Origin of the sequence: Tropicimonas marinistellae, from assembly GCF_001509585.1 — a bacterium.
Taxonomy (GTDB): domain Bacteria; phylum Pseudomonadota; class Alphaproteobacteria; order Rhodobacterales; family Rhodobacteraceae; genus Tropicimonas; species Tropicimonas marinistellae.
Window position 1 is genome coordinate 240,543 of record NZ_LNCI01000008.1, and the last position, 19,698, is coordinate 260,240.

Below are 19,698 nucleotides of genomic sequence, written 5' to 3' on the forward strand. Positions count from 1 at the left end.
GAGTGTATCGTTTGCTGATCGCTCTCGCCGGGTGTCTCGGCGCGACAGGGGGTCTGGCCTTCGAGCCGGACCTGCCGACCAGTGCACGCCCGACGGCGGAGGAATTGGACGCTTTGGGCAGTGTCGACATTGCGCTCTCGGGGTGGCGCGATGGGAACATGGTTTTTCGGCAGGTCGAAGGAACGGTCCGGCACCGCAGCTGGCAGATCACCACATCCGACCTGACGACGCTACAGATCCTGGAGCCGCTGCGGCGGCAGTTTCTGGAGACGGGCTACGAAGAGCTTTTTTCCTGCGAGGCACGTGCTTGTGGCGGGTTTGACTTCCGCTACGCGATCGACGTGGTGGCGGAACCGGCGATGCATGTGGATCTGGGCGATTTTCGCTATCTCTCGCTCCGACGCTCGGAGGGGGAGCAGGACGAGTATGCAGCCCTCCTGGTGAGCCGGTCGAGCGGGCGGGGGTTCGTGCAACTGACGCAGATCAGCCAAAGCAATACGCCCGCGGCGAGCATCGCGGAAGGCCAGGTTGCAGAAGCGGAGACGCCTGTACCATCGCCGGCCAGTCCCTCGCCGTCGCTTCGGGGTATCGCCGCCACGCTCGTTGCGACGGGCCACGCGGTACTGCCCGACCTCACATTTCCGACCGGGTCCTCCCAACTGGCAGAGGGGCCATTTGGGTCTCTCGACGAACTTGCCCAGTATTTGGCGGACAATCCGCAAGCGCGCGTGGTGCTTGTGGGGCATACCGATGCCGAAGGGACGCTTCCCGCCAATATCTCGCTGTCAAGAAAGCGCGCGCTCGCCGTGCGCGACCGCCTTTTGCGTGACTACGACCTGCCTCAGGATCGTGTCGTGGCCGAAGGAGTTGGCTACCTCTCACCCCTTACGAGCAATGCGACGGAGGCGGGGCGGAACACCAACCGGCGCGTCGAGGTTGTGCTGTCGAACGTGGAGTAGGCACCGCGCCGATGGAACGCAAGGACGGTGGGTCGACAGCGCGCAACCATGCCGCGAAAAAAAAGGGCCGGAGCACCCGGCTCCGGCCTGTGAGGTACACGGGGGAATTCGTTGTCAGAAATCCGGGCCTTTCTCGGCAAAGCTCCGGACCAGGAAGTCGATGAAGGCGCGCACCTTTGGCTGCGTGAATCGTCCCGGGGGGTAGACCGCGTAGATGCCGAGCGGGTCGATCGGCAAATCGGGAATGGCCTCTTGTACGAGACCCTGTTTCATCGCTTCGGCGTAGAGGAAGCTCGGCAGGTAGGCGATGCCGAGGCCGGAAATCGCGGCGTTGAGCAGCGACTGCCCGTCATTGACCGTTAGCCACCCGGCGGTGCGCACCTGGCGCTTCTCGCCAGACGGGGCGGTGAGTTTCCAGACATTGCCAGACGATTGGTTCGAATAGTGCAGCAGCTTGTGCTCATTCAGGTCGTCGATCTTTTGCGGCCGGCCATATTTCTCAAAGTACTCCGGGCTCGCGATCATGCGCTTGGCCGTTTCGGTCAGCTTGCGTGCACGCAGCGTGCTGTCTTCCAACTCGCCGATACGGATCGCCATGTCGAAGCCTTCGCTGATCAACTCCACGTAGCGGTTGTTCAGCACCATGTTCACCGTGATATCGGGGTATTCCTGAAGGAACCCGCCGAGAATGGGCGATAGGTGGTTCACCCCGAAATCGGTCGCAACGGAGATCCGTAACAGCCCCGACGGCGCCGATTGCATCGAGGTAACGAGCGCATCGGCTTCACCGGCATCGTTCAACACCCTTCGGGCGCGGTCGTAGTACGCCAGCCCGATCTCGGTCGGCGAGACACGGCGGGTGGTGCGGTTCAGAAGGCGCGCGCCGAGCCGCGCCTCCAGCGACGAAACATGTTTGGAGACAGCGGACTTCGATATCCCCATTTTTTTGGCAGCATCGGTGAATCCGCCCTGGTCCACAACGGTGGCAAACGCTTCCATTTCGGTCAGTCGATCCATGGCATCCTCACGAACTCTTTGACTTACGCCAAGTCTATCGAGGGAAATTCCGGCAAGACTGGGGCGATCAGCCGACAATGTCGGGAATTTGTCCGGCATCGTTGTGACGGTGGAAACACTTTACACATATCGCCGCAGGCAAGGTGTTAATAACTGGCGATAATTCCGGAAACAGACCTGCCCAAATCATGAAATTGGAGTCCGAATGGGAATCGCTCGGTTCCAATCCGGAAACGCACCGGAACCCGAATGTTGCCGTTTCAGAGCCGCGCAGCAAGGCGCGTGCCCTGGTCGATGGCCCGTTTCGCATCCAGTTCGGCCGCAACATCCGCGCCGCCAATCACGTGGACCGGCCGGCCCAAGGCCTCCAACTCGGTCGCAAGTCTGCGTTCAGGTTCCTGACCGGCGCAGAGCACGACCGTGTCAGCCGCGACAACAGTCTGACGCCCATCGGCCGTCGAAACCCGGATACCGTCGTTGTCGATGCTCTCGTATGTCACGCCGCCGCGCATCTCTACGCCCAGCATCGCCAGCTCCATGCGGTGAATCCAGCCGGTCGTTTTCCCGAGCCTCTTGCCCGGTCGCTCGGCCTTGCGCTGTAACAGGGTGATCTTCCGCGCAGCTCGTTCCGGTTGCGGACCCTCCGTGGCGAGGCCGCCAGCCGTGCATTCCGGATCGCCGACACCCCAGAACGCGCGCCAATGTGCCGGATCCTCCGCCGCGCTCGTGCCCGAATGCCCGAGAAACTGGGCGACGTCGAATCCGATCCCGCCCGCTCCGACGATGGCCACACGAGGGCCGACCTCCGCGTCGTTTCGTAGGACGTCGATGTAACTCAGCACATTCGCGCCGCCGGACACGTCGATTCCCGGATCGCGCGGCCGAACGCCTGTCGCAACAATGATCTCGTCGAACGGTTTGAGTTTCTCGGTCGTGGCCTCGGTTCCGAGTTGCAGCTCGATACCGCTGCGTTCCACCATTGTCTCGAACCAGTCAACGAGCCCGTGGAACTCCTCCTTCCCGGGGATCCTGCGCGCCATGTTGAGTTGCCCTCCGATACTCGCATCGCGTTCAAAGAGCGTCACCGAATGCCCTCGCTCAGCCGCGGTGAGCGCGGCCGCAAGCCCGGCAGGCCCGGCTCCGACCACGGCAATTTGCTTGGGCGACGCCGCCGGTTCTATCCGCAGTTCGGTTTCGTGGCAGGCGCGCGGATTGACCAGGCAGGAGGTGAGTTTGCCGCTGAAAGTGTGATCCAGACAGGCCTGGTTGCACGCGATACAGGGGGCGATTTCTGCCGCGCGGCCCTCAGCGGCCTTCCGGACGAAATCGGGGTCGGCGAGGAACGGGCGCGCCATGGACACCATATCGGCGCAACCGTCGGCCAACACCTGTTCGGCCACATCTGGCGTGTTGATCCGGTTGGACGTGATGACCGGAATCGAAACCTCTCCCATCAGCTTCTTCGTCACCCAGGTAAACGCGCGGCGGGGTACGGAGGTTGCTATGGTAGGAATGCGTGCCTCGTGCCAGCCGATCCCGGTATTGATGATCGTGGCGCCAGCCGCCTCCACGGCCTTCGCAAGTGTCACCACTTCGTCCCAGGTCGACCCGTTGGGTACCAGGTCGATCATCGACAACCGAAAGATCACGATGAAATCGTCACCGACCGCGGCCCGCACGCGGCGGACGACTTCCAACGGCAGGCGCATTCGGTTTTCGTAGGGGCCGCCCCAGCGATCGGAGCGATGGTTCGTGTGACGCACCAGGAACTGGTTGAGGAAATATCCTTCGGAGCCCATCACCTCCACCCCGTCATAGCCCGCGTCGCGTGCGCGGGCGGCGGCTGTGGCGATGTCGGCGATCTGCTTCTCGATGCCGTCTTCGTCGAGCTCGTTAGGCGGAAAGGGAGAAATCGGGGATTTGATCGCGCTCGGCGCCACGCAATCCGGCCCATAGGCATAGCGCCCGGCGTGCAGGATCTGCATCGCGATCTTGCCGCCTTCGTCGTGGACGCGATCGGTTACGACCCGATGATCGGCAATGTCCTTTGGCGAGAAAAGGCCGGCGGCGCCCGGAAACACACCGCCCTCGCGATTGGGTGCCATGCCACCGGTCACGATCAGGCCGACTCCACCGGCGGCGCGTTCACCGTAGAAAGCCGCGACACGCTGCCAGTCGCGCGTTTCTTCCAGACCGGTGTGCATCGAGCCCATCAGAACGCGATTTCTCAGCTGCGTGAAGCCGAGGTCAAGCGGTGCAAGAAGACGTGGGTACGCGGTCATATGTCCCTCCCTTAGACGCATCAGACTGCCGGCGGCGGCGGTCCGTGTCACGCAGGACGCGGCGTCAAAGTTCGGCGCGGGGGCGACGGTACATCACGAGGTCGCAGAGTGTGGTGTGCGTGCCGGCGGGCGACTGGAGTATCACGTCGAGCCAGGCGGCTTCCACGCGTTTCTCGTTGATTTCCACGTAGGCCAGGTCGAATTCCACCGTCACGCGGCCCGTTTCGGGATCAGCAGGCGGCAATTCGCGCGGTATGGTCTCGGTATTTGGGCCGTGGCGCAAGTTGTAGCGTAGAAAGATCGTCGCCGATGGATCCTGATCCAGCCCGACCGACACACCGACAAGGTCCCGCCGTCGGATACCGGCGATACCGGCGGGGGGACACTCCAGCACCATCGACAGGAACGTTCCGTCGAAATGCCGTACGTCCACATCCAACTCGAAGGGGGCGGCTGACTCCGGCGCGGCCGCTGACGGTGACTGCCGAAGGTTGGCTTCGATCGCGCTTGCGTCGTGGTAGAGCGTCGCGTCTGCCGAGACACGTGTGCCTGACTCGCGAAACGTGACGGGCCCCTCCATCACCGGGAGCGCCCAGGGGTTTGGGCGCCATGCCCATTCGGCGGTGTGAGGCAGTTCGAAACCGGAGATCCCGGCGTGGGCGAGCAGGCTCGCGGCGGATCGCCCGGTCTCGGTTGCCGGCCAGCGCGCGAGGAGCCGGCCGAGGGATGAACGCGGACGCCTTGCGCGCGGCCGCGCAAGGGTGTTCGACATCATGTTCCTGCTCCGTGACATCGGTCCGGTTCCCTTGGGCTGACCCGGACCGTCATAGGCGAAAACCGGGGGCGCGTGCAAACCGGAGTCCTGCGGCACGTCGCTTTTGTGCTGTCGGAATCACGGAGGCCGATTGGCGGCCTGCAATCCCGCTCAAAGCGGCGGAATATCCGAGGTGTGAGCGCACCTATTGCGGGCTCGCCCGGCGTATGTCTCGGGCAAATCGCTCGATGGTTCGGAAGCCCTCTCCGACCGAAATCGGAGACTCGACCATTTCCCGCAGAGTGGCGGTGACGAGTCTCTCATTGACCTCGAATACAGCGCGCCAGCTTTGGCTACCCATCACCGGGTCATCGGTGCGTTCCCGAACGTGGAGCATGTAAGCGCCATCGCGGAAGCGTCTCTCCCCTATGTCAACCGCGTCCGGGTCGCCTTTGCGGGAGAGAGCCGACCGGCCGATGGGAGAGGCAAAGAAGGTGTCGAGATCCTGTTGCGGGGGCATTGTCCCGGTGCCGGCACCATCGACGCTTGCCGTCAGGAGTCCGGCGGCGGCCGGTACCGGTGCATCGGTGTCTCCGGTGACAGACTGGCACGAGGCCAGGAGTACGAATGCATCCTGACGCTCGGAACGACTGGCCGGAATGTCGATGCAGTATCCCGGCGGCGCCGCGATCACCACGGCGCTGTCGAGAACCGGCAACCAGCGAAGCGCATCCGGCACGCTCGCCGCGCGACTGGCGGGCGATTGCGATGTGCAGGCGGTCATGAGCAGAAACGCGGCGCCAAAAAGCGCCGCAGAGAAGAGTGCTGGATTAGAGATCCATGTAGACATGCCGCTCGTCTTTACCACCCGGATGGGTCACGGCGCCGAGTTTGGCTCCACCCACCAGCTGCGCGTATTTCCACAGCGCACCGGAGGCGTAGATCGTTTCTCGGGGGCCAGCCCAATTCTTCTTGCGTTCGGCAAGCTCGTCCTCGCTGAGCGCGACGGATATCTCGCCGTTGATGGCATCGATGGTAATCTGGTCGCCGTTCTCGAGCAATGCGATCGGGCCTCCGTGGGCGGCTTCTGGCCCAACATGGCCGACGCAGAATCCGCGGGTTGCACCGGAGAAGCGGCCGTCGGTGATCAGTGCCACTTTTTTGCCCATGCCCTGTCCGGAAAGCGCGGCCGTGGTGGCCAGCATTTCGCGCATGCCGGGGCCGCCGGCAGGGCCTTCGTTGCGGATGACGATGACCTCGCCTTCCTTATACTGGCGCGCCTTGACGGCTTCGAACGCGTCCTCCTCGCATTCGAACACGCGGGCCGGGCCGGAGAAGACCTGCTGGTCGCGCTCCATGCCGGCGACCTTCACGATCGCCCCGTCCGGCGCGAGGTTCCCTTTCAACCCGACAACCCCGCCGGTGGGCGTGATCGGGGTCTCGATGGGGTAGATCACCTTGCCATCGGCCTCTCCCTCGATCCTGTCCAATGCCTCGCCCATGGTCTCGCCGGAAGCGGTCATGCAATCCTCGTGGATGAGACCCGCCTTGCGCAGCTCTTTCATGACGACCGGCACGCCGCCGGCCTCGTAGAGGTCCTTGGCCACGTATTGCCCGCCGGGCTTGAGGTCGACGAAATACGGCGTGTCATGGAAGATCTCACAGACGTCGAAGAGATCGAAATCGATGCCGGCTTCGTGGGCAATCGCAGGAAGGTGCAGCCCTGCGTTGGTCGACCCACCGGTGCAGGCCACGACGCGGGCGGCGTTTTCGAGCGATTTGCGCGTGACCACGTCGCGGGCGCGGATGTTCTTCTCCAAGAGGTTCATAACCGCCTCGCCGGAGGCCGTCGCGTATTGGTCGCGGCTCTCGTAGGGTGCGGGCGCGCCGGAGGAGTTGAGCAACGCGAGCCCGATCGCCTCCGAGACACAGGCCATGGTATTGGCGGTGAACTGGCCGCCGCAGGCGCCCGCCGACGGGCAGGCGACCTTTTCCAGTGCGCGCAGTTCTTCGTCGGAATTGGCGCCGGCCTGGTGCTTGCCCACCGCCTCGAACACGTCCTGCACGGTCACGTCCCGGCCTTCGAACCGGCCCGGCATGATCGAGCCGCCGTAGATGAAGACCGAGGGCGTGTTGAGCCGTACCATCGCCATCATCATTCCCGGCAGGGACTTGTCGCAACCGGCAAGGCCGACGATGGCGTCGTAGCCATGACCGCGCATGGTCAGTTCCACCGTGTCCGCAATCGCTTCCCGCGAGGCAAGCGAGGAACGCATCCCCTCGTGCCCCATGGCGATCCCGTCGGTGACGGTGATCGTGGTGAACTCCCGCGGCGTGCCGTCTGCGGCCTTCACCCCGAGCTTCACTGCCTGGGCCTGGCGGTTGAGCGCGATATTGCACGGCGCAGCCTCGTTCCAGCACGTCGCCACGCCGACGAAGGGCTGCGCGATTTCTTCCTCGCTCAGGCCCATCGCATAATAGTACGAGCGGTGCGGTGCCCGTGCAGGCCCCTCCGTCACATGGCGGCTGGGCAATCTGGATTTGTCGAACGGACGCTTGAGCATGGCTCTCCCCTCTCTGGCTTGTCAGATGGAATAGACGCGGCGAAAGGGGGGAGCAAGCGGCTTTGACCCGTCGCACCGGTCCTCAACGCATCGAGGCGATTGCGTTAACCCCTCGCGCGTCCTACCTCTTCGACCGAAAGGGGCGCGCGATGAGGTATCAGGCACATCAGGAGTTCATCGCGGCAGCGCGCCGCGCGCCGGATCTTTGGCGCACGGTGGCCGGCGCTGGTCTGACCCTTGTCGCCGGTTTCGCATTGTTTCAACTCGTCTTCGCGATCGTGTCAAACGTGATTGGCCCGGACGCAACGCAAGCGTTGGCGGATGCGACCACTTTCGACCGTGACAGCGCGTTGGCAACGCTCTACGGCCTGTTCACTTTCGGGTTCTTCGTGGCAGGGCTCGCAATGGCGTTGCAGGGGCTCCACGGGCGGAGCCTCGCCACGCTCTTTGGTCCGTGGGAAGCGGTCGTATCTGACTTCATCCGCGTCTTCCTGGGCGTTGGGGCGTTGATGCTCTTTCTCATGGTCGTGCTTCCGCAAGACGTGGAAACGGTGCGAAACCCGGAAATGTCGCGCCGGACGTGGCTCCTGCTGCTGCCGCTCTCGATGTCAGCCGTCCTCGTTCAGGCAACCACCGAGGAGCTGTTTTTTCGGGGATATCTTCAACAGCAACTCGCGGTGCGGTTTCCGGAGCTTCCGGTGTGGCTCATCCTGCCATCGTTTCTGTTCGGACTCGCGCATTTCTCGCCGGGTCTCGCGGGGGCCAACGCTACGCTCTTCGCCGCCTGGGCGATCCTCTTCGGCCTTGCCGCCGCCGACCTTACCGCGCGTACGGGTTCCATCGGGGCGGCGCTCGCGTTCCATGCGGTCAACAACGTTGCGGCGGTGCTTCTGGTCTCGCTCGACGGTCCGGGGTCTGGTCTCGCGCTCTACCACCTGCCGATGGCGATGGACGATCCGAGGATCGCGGCGATGATCCTCCCGGAATGTGCGATTACGCTTTGTGGCTGGCTCGTCGCACGGCTGGCGCTCAAGGTCTGATTGGCCTAACTCTTGGCGCAGCGCCGGAAGCTGACGACAGGAGACCAACGAAAGATGCGCACCGAGGCCTTCGAGTTATCGTTGGACGAAGCCAGGGATTATCCGCAGATCTGGCGACTTCTGCTTGGCTGTCTGCTGATTATCTTCATCTACCTTTCCGGGGCGGCTTTTCTGATTGGCGTCACGATTGGAGCGGCGGGCGCGATCGACCCAGCCTACACGACGAATGTGACGGCCGCGCTCATGCGGATCACATCGTCGGCCCAGGGCTATGGCGGGATCGACACGCCGCTGGCAACGCTGATCGTGCTGGGAACATTCCTGGGGTTTTTCATCGGGCCACTCCTCGCGGCGGCCGCATTACATTTTCGCGGGCCGGGTTCGCTTTTTGGTGAATGGGAGGACTGGCTGGAGGGTTTCACAACGGCACTGGTCGTGCTCGTGCCGGTCTATGCCGTCGTGGTCGGGCTCGCGTTCTGGCTCGATCCGCCCAATCCGGGGCTGCCCTTCAATCGATGGCTGTTGCTGCTGCCGCTGGCGGTGCCACTCATCTTCGTGCAGACGGCCGCCGAGGAATTGGTGTTCCGTGGCTACCTGCAACAACAGCTCGCCGCGCGATTCCGCGCCCGGTGGATCTGGATGGGTCTGCCGGCCTTGATTTTTGCGGCGCTCCATTGGATGCCCTCGGCAGAAGCCAACCTGCCGCTGGTGCTGCTTGGCGCGCTGGTATTCGGCCTGCTTGCCGCCGATCTGACGGCACAGACCGGCAATCTTGGCGCCGCAATGGGGCTGCACTTCGGCAACAATCTCGTGGCGCTGCTCGGTGTTGCCACCGCCGACACGATCACCGGCCTCGCGCTCTTTGTCACACCGACGCCTGTCAGTGAAACCGGGGTCCAGAGTATTTCGATCCTCATATCGGTTACCCTGATGGTTCTCGTGTGGTGGCTGGTGCGTCGGCGTCTGACACGTTGACCGCGCGACAATTGCAATTGCCGGCAGCGGGGCCTATTTCATGCACCGCAACTGGCGCGGAGACCTTCGCATGAATTGGATATCCAACTACGTCCGGCCCAAGATCAACTCGCTCTTCTCGCGCCGCGAGATGCCGGAAAACCTTTGGACCAAGTGCCCCGAGTGCGGGACGATGCTTTTTCATCGAGAGTTGAAAGACAATCTGAACGTTTGCACAAGCTGCGATCACCACATGGCGCTGACCCCGCGCGAACGGTTCGAGGACCTGTTCGACGGTGGTATCTTTACCGAGGTCACGGTGCCCGAGCCGGTGGCGGATCCGCTTCATTTCCGCGATCAAAAGAAATACCCCGACCGGCTCAAGGCGGCGCAGAAGGCGACCGGCGAGGTGGAAGCGATGCTTGTCGCCGAAGGGGAGATGGGGCGCACTCCCATTGTAGCGGCGGCACAGGATTTCACCTTCATGGGCGGATCCATGGGCATGTATGTGGGAAACGCCATTATTGCCGCCGCCGAACGGGCGCTTGAACTGAAACGTCCGTTGATCCTGTTTTCCGCTGCTGGCGGGGCGCGGATGCAGGAGGGCATTCTAAGCCTGATGCAGATGCCGCGCACGACCGTCGCGGTGGAGATGCTGCGCGAGGCCGGGCTTCCCTACATCGTCGTGCTCACCGACCCGACCACCGGCGGCGTGACCGCGAGCTATGCCATGCTGGGCGACGTTCATATTGCAGAGCCCAACGCGCTGATCTGTTTTGCCGGTCCCCGTGTGATAGAACAGACGATCCGGGAAAAGCTGCCGGATGGTTTCCAGCGCTCGGAGTACCTGCTGGATCACGGCATGCTGGATCGGGTAACGCATCGGAAAGCCATGCGCGACGAGCTTGTGTCCATCACCCGCATGCTGCTGGGCCTACCGCCCGCGGTGCGGGGCGACCTCCCGGCCCCGACGGACACGGTTGACGCAGCCGATGTGCCCGGCGCGCTGCCCAATACAGCGGAACCGGACGCGCCGGCGTGACGCGCTGCCGGAGCGATGCCCTTCTGGCGCAGATGATGGATCTGCACCCGAAGGAGATCGATTTGTCGCTCGATCGGACGTGGCGCCTTCTGGATGCGTTGGGCAATCCGCAGGACTCGCTCCCTCCCGTCATCCATATCGCCGGAACCAACGGGAAGGGTTCCACACTCGCGATGTTGCGCGCCGGGTTGGAGCACGCGGGAAAACGGGTGCATGCCTATACTTCGCCGCATCTGGTACGGTTTCACGAGCGCATCAGGCTTGCCGGTCGGGAGATTTCCGAAGACGCGCTTTGTGAGTTGCTGGAACGTACGCTCGCAGCCAATGCAGGCCACGCGGTAACGTTTTTCGAGGCAACAACTTGTGCGGCGTTCGTAGCCTATGCCGAGGTGCCGGGCGATGTACTGCTTCTGGAGGTCGGCATGGGCGGTCGGATGGACACGACCAATGTCGTTTCGCACCCAAACCTCACCGTGATTACCCCTGTCGCGTTCGACCACCAGGCGTTTCTCGGCGACACACTGGCGGCAATTGCTTCTGAAAAGGCCGGTATCCTGAAACGTGGTGTGCCCTGTGTCGTCGGGCGGCAGCAGGAGGAAGCGCTCGACGTCATCGAGGCCGCGGCAGCGCGCTTGGGTGTTCCCCTCATCGCACGCGGGCAGCATTGGCATGTGTGGGAGGAACGTGGCCGGCTGGTCTTTCAGGACGAACAGGGCTTGCTCGATCTGCCGCTGCCGGTGCTCACCGGGCGGCACCAGATTGACAACGCGGGAACCGCGCTGGCCGCCCTCCGTGCCCTCGGACACGGCGAGGCCACGTGTGAGGCCGCGGTCACGCGAGCCGTATGGCCGGCGCGGATGCAACGGCTCCGCCATGGCCCGCTCGCCGCGGCCGCGCCCGATGCCGAACTGTGGCTTGATGGCGGTCACAACGCCCACGCGTCGCAGGCGATCGCGGCAACACTGGCTGACCTGCCGCGCCGCCCGACGCATCTGGTCTTCGCAATTCTGGCAAATCGCGATCCCGCGGATGTTCTGGCGCCGTTGGCGGAACTCGCGGAGAGCCTCACGGCGATCGCAATTCCTGACGAGGCCGCCTCGGCAGCGCCCGACGACGTGGCCGATGCAGCGTCGCAACTCGGTATCCCGGCGTCAGTGGCACCGGATGTCACTGTCGCCGTTCGAGAAATCGCAGACCGCGACCCCGCCGCGCGAATCGTGATTTGCGGCTCGCTCTACCTTGCGGGAAAGGTTTTGGAGGCCGCTGGCGATCACGGGTCGACGTAGTCTGTGCTACTCCACGGCGGGCGGCCAATCGGCGGATTGCATCTCCCGAAGGCGGCTCGCGGTGCGTTCGAACTCGAACACGCCCTCGCCTTCGACATAGAGCACTTCGGGTTGTGCGGCGGCCGAGCAGATGAGCCGGACCTTGGCCTCGTAGAGCGCATCGATCAGCGTCACGAAGCGCTTTGCCTCGTTGAAATTCGACCGCCCAAGACTGGGAATATCGGTTAACACGAGGACCTTTACGGTCTCCGCGATTGCCAGGTAGTCGGCCGGCCCAAGCGGATGACCGCAGAGGTCGAAGAACCCAGCCCGCGCCACGCCGTTTCGGAACGCCGGGATTTCCACCGGCCGTGCCTTCACGGTCAATACCAATGGCGGCGCGTCGCCGCCTGACAGATCGTCCCAGATTTCCTGGATTGCCTGTCTGGCCGCGTGATCGTTCGGCGTGAAGTAGACCGGCGACCCGGCCAGGCGATTCTGCCGATAATCCTTGTCGCTTGCCAGTTCCCGCACGACCATGCGGTTCTTGATCATGTCGATGAACGGCAGGAACAACTGGCGATTGAGACCGTCCTTGTAAAGATCGTCCGGCACACGGTTGGAGGTTGTCACCACCACGACGCCTGCCGCGAACAGCCGTTCGAACAACCGCCCGACGATCATCGCATCGGTGATGTCGGTGATCTGCATCTCGTCGAAGCAGAGCAGATCCACGTGGGCGATCACCTCGTCGGCCACTGGCAGGATTGCGTCGTCTACCCCGCGTTTGCGCGCCTCGTGCAGGCCGGCATGGATCTCCTGCATGAACGCGTGAAAATGCACGCGGCGCTTTCGGTCGCTGCGGACGGCCTCGAAGAACATGTCCATCAGCATCGACTTGCCGCGCCCGACTCCGCCCCAGAGATAGAGGCCGTGCACCGGCGCTGGTTCCTCCGGTTTCGAGAACAGACCACGCAGGCCACCACGCGGCTGGGACACCGGGCGATGCGCCAGGTCGTACCGCACACGTTCGAGTTCCGGCAAGGCGGCGGCCTGCGCGGCATCGGGGGTCAGATGCCCTTCGGCCGCTCGCGCGTTGTAGATGTCGATCAGCGTCTGTGTCATCGCGGCGTGTTTAGGCGGGCCGGCGCGGTTTGAAAAGCACGCAGCCGCAGGCTCACCTCTTCGCTGTACCCGCCCGCCATGACTCGAGGATGTAGCGGCTTGTCATAAGATCCAGGTGCGCGCCGCCTCCGTTCTTGAAAACCGTGATATCGTCCGGCGCGCGGCAAAAGGCGTCGAGATCGCGGAAATCGGCCAGCACATCGCTGCGCGTCAGTGCACCAGAGGCAAGCGGCGCGATCAACTCGCCGATGTGTGACAGCGTTGTCCCGAAGCAATCGACGAAAACACGCCCCATTCGCATCGCCGTGTCATCCGCTTCCCGCATGTCGGGTGCAAAGGCGCCGATAAGATCGAGGTGTTGGCCGCGGCGCAACCATTCGCCGTGAATGATCGGGGTTTTCGCCATTGTTGCCGTGCAAATTATGTCCGCGGTCGATACGGCGAGCTTCAGGTCATCGGCTACCTTGGCGTCGATTTGTTGGGCGAACGCCTCCGCTTTGTCTCGCGTGCGATTCCAAAGGGTGAACTCGGCGGCCGGGAAGCCCTGGCGATAGGCTTCGACGAGAGACGTGGCGACAGCGCCTGCCCCCACGATCAGGATTCTGCGGCTGTCCGGGCGCGCCAGTCGGCGGGCAGCGAGCAGGCTGTCGCCAGCGGTTTTCCATTTGGTCACGAGGTGGAAGTCCAGCATCGCCTCTGCCTCGCCCGTGGCGTCGGAATAGAGCGTGACGGTTCCGTTCACCGACGGCACGCCCCTTGCCGGGTTGCCCGGAAAGATCGTGGCCGCTTTCACCAGGCCGCCCAGACCATCGATCCAGGCCGAGCGGTTGAGAAGACGGTCGGTGCCACGGGAAATGACCGTGTCGGCGACCACGGCTTCGGGCAGCCTGTGTCCGGCGGCCAGTACCTGCGTCAGCGCGAGCCAGTCCAGGTACGTCTCTGCCTCTCCGGGAACGAACGGTAGGGTCACGCGGCTTCGTCCGACGTTAGCAGCCCTTCCGCCACCAGCCGGTTGGCCCAACCCGCCGGCCCATCGAACAGATGTGTCTGCCAGCCGCGCGCCTCGGCGGCGGCAATGTTGTCGGCGCGGTCGTCGGTGAAGAGGATAGCCTCCGGAACATGGCCGCAGCTGTCCTCGACGAGCTCATAGATCCGAATGTCCGGTTTGATCACCCCGAGGTGGCCGGAGATATGCCGTGCGTCAAACTCGTTCAGAAAGTCGTACATGCCGGCCGCGACCTCGAAGCTTCCAATACCGAAATTCGTCAGCGCGTGTACCGGTACCCCCCGCGCTCGCAGGGCCCGGAGCAACCGAACTGAGCGATCGATCGCGGGCGTGGCAAGCTCCGCCCACTTGTCGTGCCACATGCGAATCTCGTCGCGCCATTCCGGGTAGCGCTCCGCGGTCGCATAGATCGTGTCGCGGAAATCGGCGCCGCGGTCGACCTCGTCGTTCATACCATGCAGGTCCACCTCGGCGAACATCGCTTCCCGCCGGTCGCGGCCGATCACGGTGTCATAGTAGCGTTCGGGCTGCCATTCGATCAGCACGTTGCCGATATCGAAGATCACGAGATCCACGGGCATGGGGCGTTCTCCATTTGTGAGTTGCGCCTACCCTCGCCGTTTGGCCTCGCGTGTCAACGCCCGGTCGAGCGCCTGTGAAAATCGGGCACGGTCAGCCTTCGAAAAAGGGCGGCCGCCGCCAGGACGAAGCGGATCGGCACTTCGTAATTCTGTCATCAGGTTTCGATTGGCGAGCGCGTTTGCGATGTTGCGATCGTTCAGCTCCTCGCCATCGGGTTTGAGCACCAGCGCGCCTGCGGTCACGCAATCGGCGGCCAGCGGAATATCGGCGGTGATCACCACATCGCCGGTCGTGGCGTTGGCCGCGATCCACCGGTCGGCCACATCGAGCCCCTCATCCACGTAGACGACGCGCAGCAGGGGGTTCTCCGGCGGCCGTAGCCCGCCGTTGCACACAAGGACCATTGGGATCCGGTGGCGGGTGGCAACTCTCTCGGCCTCCGATTTCACGGGGCAGGCATCTGCGTCGACGTAGATCGTGGTCATGTCGGCCGACACTCCAATGAGGAATAAGCTCGCCGGTGGCCGGAATTTGACTGCATCGTTCCGGTCTCCCAATTGTTTCGCACAGCCGTATCGCGGGGCGCGGTGGCCGGCAAGTTGTCAGCCGCTCACCCAGGCGATGACTGCCGAGACTGTGAATACCGATGCGGCCGTTGTAACGAGGATGGCCGTGGAGACGCGGTGCGGCGCGATACCGTAGTGGCGGGCCAGGATGTAGACATTGCCAGCCACGGGCAACGAGGCGGCCGCAATCATCACACCCGCCGCGAAACGTTCGACGGGGAACAGAACCAGTGCCGCGACCGCCACGGCGGCCGGGTGCAGGATAAGCTTGCAGAAGGAGAGCCAGAGCGCGACGGAAAGCCGTTCCGCGGACTTCGACGCAAGCGATGCTCCGATGGCAAAGAGCGCCCCGGGCGTCGCGGCGGCCCCAAGCAGGCTCAGGAATTCGTTCATCGGCGCGGGAATCGGCAGTTTCAGCGCGGCCCAAAGGAATCCAGCGCCGATCGAAACGATCATCGGGTTGTGCAGGAGGCCCCGACCCACCGAGAGCAACACCCCCAGGCCAACCCGACCGTCGCGGCTGGCCGTCACGATTACGACGATCAGGCTCGAGAATACCAGCAGATCCACCGCCAGAACTAGCATCACAGGGCCAATGGCGGCCTCGCCCAGGAGCAAAACGAACATGGGTACGCCGAGGAAACCGGTGTTGCCGATCACTGCGCATTGCGCCTCAACCGCTGCTTCGGCCATCGGCAGGCGTCGAAACAATGCGACCAGCGTGGCAATCACGTAGATCAAGATGCTGCCGGACAGATAGGCCAGCACGAATGTCCAGTCGAGCACCTCGCCCAGCGACAGGTTGGCCGAGAATCGGAACAGCATTGCCGACAGGGCGAAATAGAAGACGAATTTCGTCAACCAGGCGGTGGCTTCGTCGGTGAAGAACCGCGTGCGCCCGGCGACGTAACCGAGGGCAATGAGGCCGAAGAACGGCAGTGTTTTCAGGAAGATCGGCAGCATTACTTGCCCCTTAGCACGCCCGAGTTTGTCCGTCACCGCGTATTGGGGGCCACCTGTCGGCAACCTGACCTGAAAACCAGCATCCGACGGTGGGGGGCTCGTGGTAGTCTATTCCCATTCATCACGTCCATTTAGGAGAGTCCAATGTTTCGACTGCCAGGTCTTGCTATCCTTGTGTTATTCGCCTGGACGTTGCCCGCGTCCGCGCTTGTCAGCTTCGATATCCCGCACCTCACCTTCCCGTCCGAGGCCACGGGCGATGTCGATACGACCCGAACCAACCAGTCCGTAACCGCGGTCAGCCCAGAGCAATAGGCGCCGAGACGCCTGTCTTTCTGGCTACTTGCCGGAAGTGAACTGAACGGTTTAAACTTCGGCCCAAACGGAGGGCCGCGGATGGGCGCGTTTGACAATCAGATAAAACGCGGGCGGAAGTACGATCAGGTGGTCGAAGGCGCTCGCGAAGTCTTCCTGCAGGACGGCTTCGAAGGTGCGAGCGTCGACGACATTGCGCGCGCCGCGGGCGTCTCGAAGGCGACGCTCTACAGTTATTTCCCCGACAAGCGGCTGCTCTTTCTGGAGGTCGCGAAGGCCGGCTGTTGTCAGAAGGCCTATGACGCGGTTCAGGAGATCGATGCGGATCGTGCGCCGGAGGATGTGCTCATGGCGGCGGCAACGCAGATGATGTGCTTCTTCTTGTCCGATATCGGTCGGGCGGCATTCCGCGTGGTCATCGCGGAATCCGAGCGGTTTCCCGAACTGGGGCGCGAATACTGGCTGAACGGCCCTGCGCGGGCGCGCGAGGTGCTGATCGCGTATTTCGACAAGGCCATCCCGCGCGGCGAGTTGAAGATCGACGATCTGGAGCTCGCGGCGGACCAGTTCATCGAGCTTTGCAAGGTGGATCTCTTTCCACGTCTCCTGATGGGGCTGGATCAGGAGTTCTCCGCGGCAGAACACGAGCGCATCGCGCGCGGCGCGGTGGAAATGTTCATGGCGCGTTACGGCGCCTGAGACGCTCCCGCGCATTGCACGGGAGCGGTCCATTGTAGCTGATCAGAAGATGAAGTCGCCCGAATCCAAACCGTCGGTATAGTCCTGCAGGATTACTTCCGAGTTGGCGTTCAGCTTGATGTGGGTATCCCCGGACTTCGTCGAGATGTTCAGGTCGGAGAACTTATTCGCCGCCCGGATCTGGATCTTGTCATTTTCTGTGGGGTCGAAGTCGACAATCGTGTCGGTGCCGAACTTCTTGCCGTTGAAGATGAACTTGTCCTTCGCGTCGCCGCCCTTGAAGCGGTTGTTGGCGTTGTTTCCGGTGAACACGTCACGGCTGTTGGTTCCATCGACTTGCTCGATGCTCTTCACCTGGTCGACGGTCCCGAATCCGTCCCGGATCGTCCCTTTCGAAAGATTGGCAACGATCCCGTCATGGCCACCGTAGCTCGCGTCGCGAACGTAGATTGCCCGGTCAAATCCATCGCCACCGTCAATAACGTCCTTCCCGCGTAGTCCGGCAAAGGTGTTGTTGCTGTCGTTGCCGATCAACGTGTCCTTCTTGAAGGTTCCGATCACCTGGTCGATATTGACAAGCTTGTCGACGAGCCCGTCCGGGCCGGTGGCCTTTTCGTTCGCAAGGTTGACCTTGACGCCCGAATCCAGCGGTCGCCGGTCGTAGGTCCAGGACGCGTAGCTCAGGATGTCCCATTTAGTCGCAGACCCGTAGTACTGGTCGGCGCCGCCATTGTCTTCGATGTAGCTGCCGCCGCCGCGGGCCCGGAACACATCGTCGCCGCTGCCGGTTTCAGCGTTGGTTCCGCTGGCGCTGCCCTTCGGTCCGAGGAAGGTGCTGCCGTCGGCCACGAGGTTGTCGTAGGTGCGGGCGGAATGCTCAAGGAAAAGATAATGGAACTCGCCGGCGTCCAGCGAGATATCGGTCATCTTCACTTCCAGCTTGTTGGACTTGCTGAACCAGCGGATCGACTCGATGTCGCCGGAGGTGACGATCGTATCGCCCTGGTACTTGCCGTCGGTGGCTTTGTAGGTCTTGAAGTCCTTGAGCTGGATCGTGACCTTCCACGGTGACCGGTCCGGATCGTAAGGGACGCCCTCACGGCTCGCGTCGTACTTCAGGGTCATCTTCCCGGATTTCGCGTCAAAGCTCTTGATGCTGTAATTCTCGAACTCCGCGTACCCGAAGTGGAAATCGTGAGCCTTATTGAATACAAGTTTCGCCATATCAGTCCCCATTTTACCCGAGGCATGATGCCCCTCAAACACTCGTGTGCATTCGGCCATGCCAACAAGTGCGTAATCTATCAAGTGATTTCGACTCGGTGGAGTCGCGTGATCGCGCGTTCCGATCACTTTTAGGGGGGGATCGCTGCGCCTGCAAAGCTCCTGTGCCTGTCTTTGCAAGGTGTCGGCGGTAGATTGCGCACCGAATGCGCGACAATCGCCGGACCGGAAAAAGACTGTTTCAGTGCCGGTGGAGTCCGGATGTGCGCGGGTCGCGCAAGCCTGTCTGTTTCCGTATCGGGATCAATCGAGGCGGCGGACCTGCAATTGGTTTCCCGGACCCCGCCGCGTCTCGAAGATCTTGATCGATTGCACGAGGTCGGACAGCTTTTTCTTGCCATAGGTGCGCGTGTCGAAATCCGGGTTGGCGGCGACGACGAACTGGCCCAGTGGTCCGAGAGGATACCAGTCGTCGTCCTGGTCGATCCCGTCCATTGCCTTCAGGATAAGGTCGCGGGCTTCGTTGAGTGGCCGCGATTTCGGCTCGTCCTTCTTCTCGGTGCTGGGCGCTTCGGCCGTGGCCGCGCGCGTGTCGATGTTCTCCACGTAGATGAAGCGCTTGCAGGCTTTCCGGAATGCTTCCGGCGTCTTGCGTTGACCGATCCCGTACACATCGAGCCCCTGCTCGCGGATCCGGCTCGCGAGGCGCGTGAAATCACTGTCGGAGGAAACCAGAACGAAACCGTCGAACCGGCCGGAGTGCAGCAGATCCATTGCGTCGATCACCAACGCGATATCGGAGGCGTTCTTGCCCACCGTGTTGGCTGGCTGATGGTGCGGCACGAGACCGAATTCGGCCTGAACCTTCGACCAGCCCTTCATCTGCGAGGAGGAGAAGTCGCCGTAGACCCGCCGCACGGAGGCTTCACCGTAGGCGGCGATCTCGTCGAAGATCGATTTCGCGAATTGCGGCGACGTGTTGTCGGCGTCGATCAGGATGGCGAGGAGGGGGCGCTGGTCAGGCATTCGGGCTCCGGTTCTGGGGGCGGGACCGGGGGTTTTGCACCCCCGGACCCCGCAGGATATTTCCCGACAGAAGAAACTCCGTCAGGCGCTTCGGGGCAATACCTCCGGCTTGCGCACCCGGCAACCGGTCCGGAGAGGTGTCTCAGTTGGCAAGCCGGATATCTCGCGTAGTGCAGGTGGCGGGGATCCCGGCACGCTGTTCCGCCTCACTTGTCCGCCCGGTGATGGTCGGGGCGCGGTATTGGGATCGGTTTGCCTCATGGGGTCAATACACAACGACACTTCTGATGGATTCGCCTTTGTGCATGAGGTCGA

19 protein-coding genes are annotated in these 19,698 nt (G+C 63.0%); 7 read left to right on the top strand and 12 right to left on the bottom strand.

What is annotated here, in order from left to right; all coding sequences use genetic code 11:
• The first annotated feature begins 2 nt into the window (after positions 1–2).
• Positions 3–959 (top strand): OmpA family protein, encoded by a 957-nt coding sequence (locus tag ARC39_RS18215; RefSeq protein ID WP_068116264.1) that lies wholly within the window; start codon positions 3–5, stop codon positions 957–959.
• 114 nt (positions 960–1,073) lie between these two features.
• Here the strand turns inward: ARC39_RS18215 and ARC39_RS18220 are convergent, their stop codons facing one another.
• The 5 genes from ARC39_RS18220 to ilvD all read right to left on the bottom strand — a co-directional run bounded on the left by ARC39_RS18220 (position 1,074) and on the right by ilvD (position 7,576).
• Entirely contained in the window at positions 1,074–1,976 is a 903-nt protein-coding gene (locus ARC39_RS18220; RefSeq protein ID WP_068116265.1) for a LysR family transcriptional regulator, read from the bottom strand.
• 260 nt (positions 1,977–2,236) lie between these two features.
• The gene (locus ARC39_RS18225) at positions 2,237–4,258 is read right to left on the bottom strand and encodes an FAD-dependent oxidoreductase (protein WP_068116266.1); all 2,022 of its coding nucleotides are present in this window, start codon (positions 4,256–4,258) and stop codon (positions 2,237–2,239) included.
• A 64-nt stretch (positions 4,259–4,322) separates the two neighbouring features.
• The gene (locus ARC39_RS18230) at positions 4,323–5,033 is read right to left on the bottom strand and encodes a DUF6478 family protein (RefSeq protein WP_068116267.1); all 711 of its coding nucleotides are present in this window, start codon (positions 5,031–5,033) and stop codon (positions 4,323–4,325) included.
• Positions 5,034–5,217: 184 nt separating this feature from the next.
• Positions 5,218–5,862 (bottom strand): hypothetical protein, encoded by a 645-nt coding sequence (locus tag ARC39_RS18235; protein ID WP_149866480.1) that lies wholly within the window; start codon positions 5,860–5,862, stop codon positions 5,218–5,220.
• The gene (ilvD, locus tag ARC39_RS18240; RefSeq protein ID WP_068116269.1) at positions 5,843–7,576 is read right to left on the bottom strand and encodes a dihydroxy-acid dehydratase; all 1,734 of its coding nucleotides are present in this window, start codon (positions 7,574–7,576) and stop codon (positions 5,843–5,845) included. Before ilvD ends, ARC39_RS18235 begins: the two co-directional genes overlap by 20 nt.
• 149 nt (positions 7,577–7,725) lie before the next feature.
• Here ilvD and ARC39_RS18245 point away from each other — a divergent pair, with 149 nt between their 5' ends.
• From ARC39_RS18245 to ARC39_RS18260, 4 genes are all read left to right on the top strand, one after another.
• Positions 7,726–8,616 (top strand): CPBP family intramembrane glutamic endopeptidase, encoded by an 891-nt coding sequence (locus ARC39_RS18245; RefSeq protein ID WP_068116270.1) that lies wholly within the window; start codon positions 7,726–7,728, stop codon positions 8,614–8,616.
• Between the two features lie 54 nt (positions 8,617–8,670).
• The gene (locus ARC39_RS18250) at positions 8,671–9,591 is read left to right on the top strand and encodes a CPBP family intramembrane glutamic endopeptidase (RefSeq protein ID WP_068116271.1); all 921 of its coding nucleotides are present in this window, start codon (positions 8,671–8,673) and stop codon (positions 9,589–9,591) included.
• 70 nt (positions 9,592–9,661) lie between these two features.
• A complete protein-coding gene (gene accD, locus ARC39_RS18255) occupies positions 9,662–10,612 on the top strand; it encodes an acetyl-CoA carboxylase, carboxyltransferase subunit beta (RefSeq protein WP_068116272.1) in 951 nt (316 codons plus the stop codon).
• Between the two features lie 35 nt (positions 10,613–10,647).
• A complete protein-coding gene (locus tag ARC39_RS18260) occupies positions 10,648–11,898 on the top strand; it encodes a bifunctional folylpolyglutamate synthase/dihydrofolate synthase (protein ID WP_438273272.1) in 1,251 nt (416 codons plus the stop codon).
• A gap of 6 nt (positions 11,899–11,904) precedes the next feature.
• On the opposite strand, the gene zapE is transcribed toward ARC39_RS18260, so the two are convergent.
• The 5 genes from zapE to ARC39_RS18285 all read right to left on the bottom strand — a co-directional run bounded on the left by zapE (position 11,905) and on the right by ARC39_RS18285 (position 16,119).
• Positions 11,905–13,002 (bottom strand): cell division protein ZapE, encoded by a 1,098-nt coding sequence (zapE, locus tag ARC39_RS18265; protein WP_068116274.1) that lies wholly within the window; start codon positions 13,000–13,002, stop codon positions 11,905–11,907.
• A 52-nt stretch (positions 13,003–13,054) separates the two neighbouring features.
• Entirely contained in the window at positions 13,055–13,972 is a 918-nt protein-coding gene (locus ARC39_RS18270; RefSeq protein WP_068116275.1) for an ornithine cyclodeaminase family protein, read from the bottom strand.
• Positions 13,969–14,589, bottom strand: coding sequence for an HAD family hydrolase (locus ARC39_RS18275; protein ID WP_068116276.1), 621 nt, complete (start codon positions 14,587–14,589; stop codon positions 13,969–13,971). The genes ARC39_RS18270 and ARC39_RS18275 overlap by 4 nt, the downstream gene beginning before the upstream one ends.
• A 27-nt stretch (positions 14,590–14,616) precedes the next feature.
• Positions 14,617–15,075 (bottom strand): YaiI/YqxD family protein, encoded by a 459-nt coding sequence (locus tag ARC39_RS18280; protein ID WP_068116277.1) that lies wholly within the window; start codon positions 15,073–15,075, stop codon positions 14,617–14,619.
• Positions 15,076–15,192: 117 nt separating this feature from the next.
• Positions 15,193–16,119 carry an AEC family transporter gene (locus tag ARC39_RS18285; protein ID WP_068116278.1) on the bottom strand — a complete coding sequence of 309 codons (927 nt, stop codon included), beginning with the start codon at positions 16,117–16,119 and terminating at the stop codon, positions 15,193–15,195.
• A 144-nt stretch (positions 16,120–16,263) separates the two neighbouring features.
• Between ARC39_RS18285 and ARC39_RS25890 the strand changes: the two genes are divergently transcribed.
• Together ARC39_RS25890 and ARC39_RS18290 are read left to right on the top strand one after the other, a co-directional pair.
• Positions 16,264–16,434, top strand: coding sequence for a hypothetical protein (locus tag ARC39_RS25890; RefSeq protein WP_161470990.1), 171 nt, complete (start codon positions 16,264–16,266; stop codon positions 16,432–16,434).
• 81 nt (positions 16,435–16,515) lie between these two features.
• The gene (locus ARC39_RS18290) at positions 16,516–17,133 is read left to right on the top strand and encodes a TetR/AcrR family transcriptional regulator (protein WP_068116279.1); all 618 of its coding nucleotides are present in this window, start codon (positions 16,516–16,518) and stop codon (positions 17,131–17,133) included.
• Positions 17,134–17,175: 42 nt separating this feature from the next.
• Here the strand turns inward: ARC39_RS18290 and ARC39_RS18295 are convergent, their stop codons facing one another.
• Complete coding sequence (locus tag ARC39_RS18295; protein WP_068116280.1) at positions 17,176–18,357, bottom strand: hypothetical protein; 1,182 nt, start codon at positions 18,355–18,357, stop codon at positions 17,176–17,178.
• A 303-nt stretch (positions 18,358–18,660) separates the two neighbouring features.
• Positions 18,661–19,383: an NYN domain-containing protein gene (locus tag ARC39_RS18300; protein ID WP_068116281.1), complete on the bottom strand. Its 723-nt coding sequence runs from the start codon at positions 19,381–19,383 to the stop codon at positions 18,661–18,663.
• Positions 19,384–19,698: the final 315 nt, after the last annotated feature.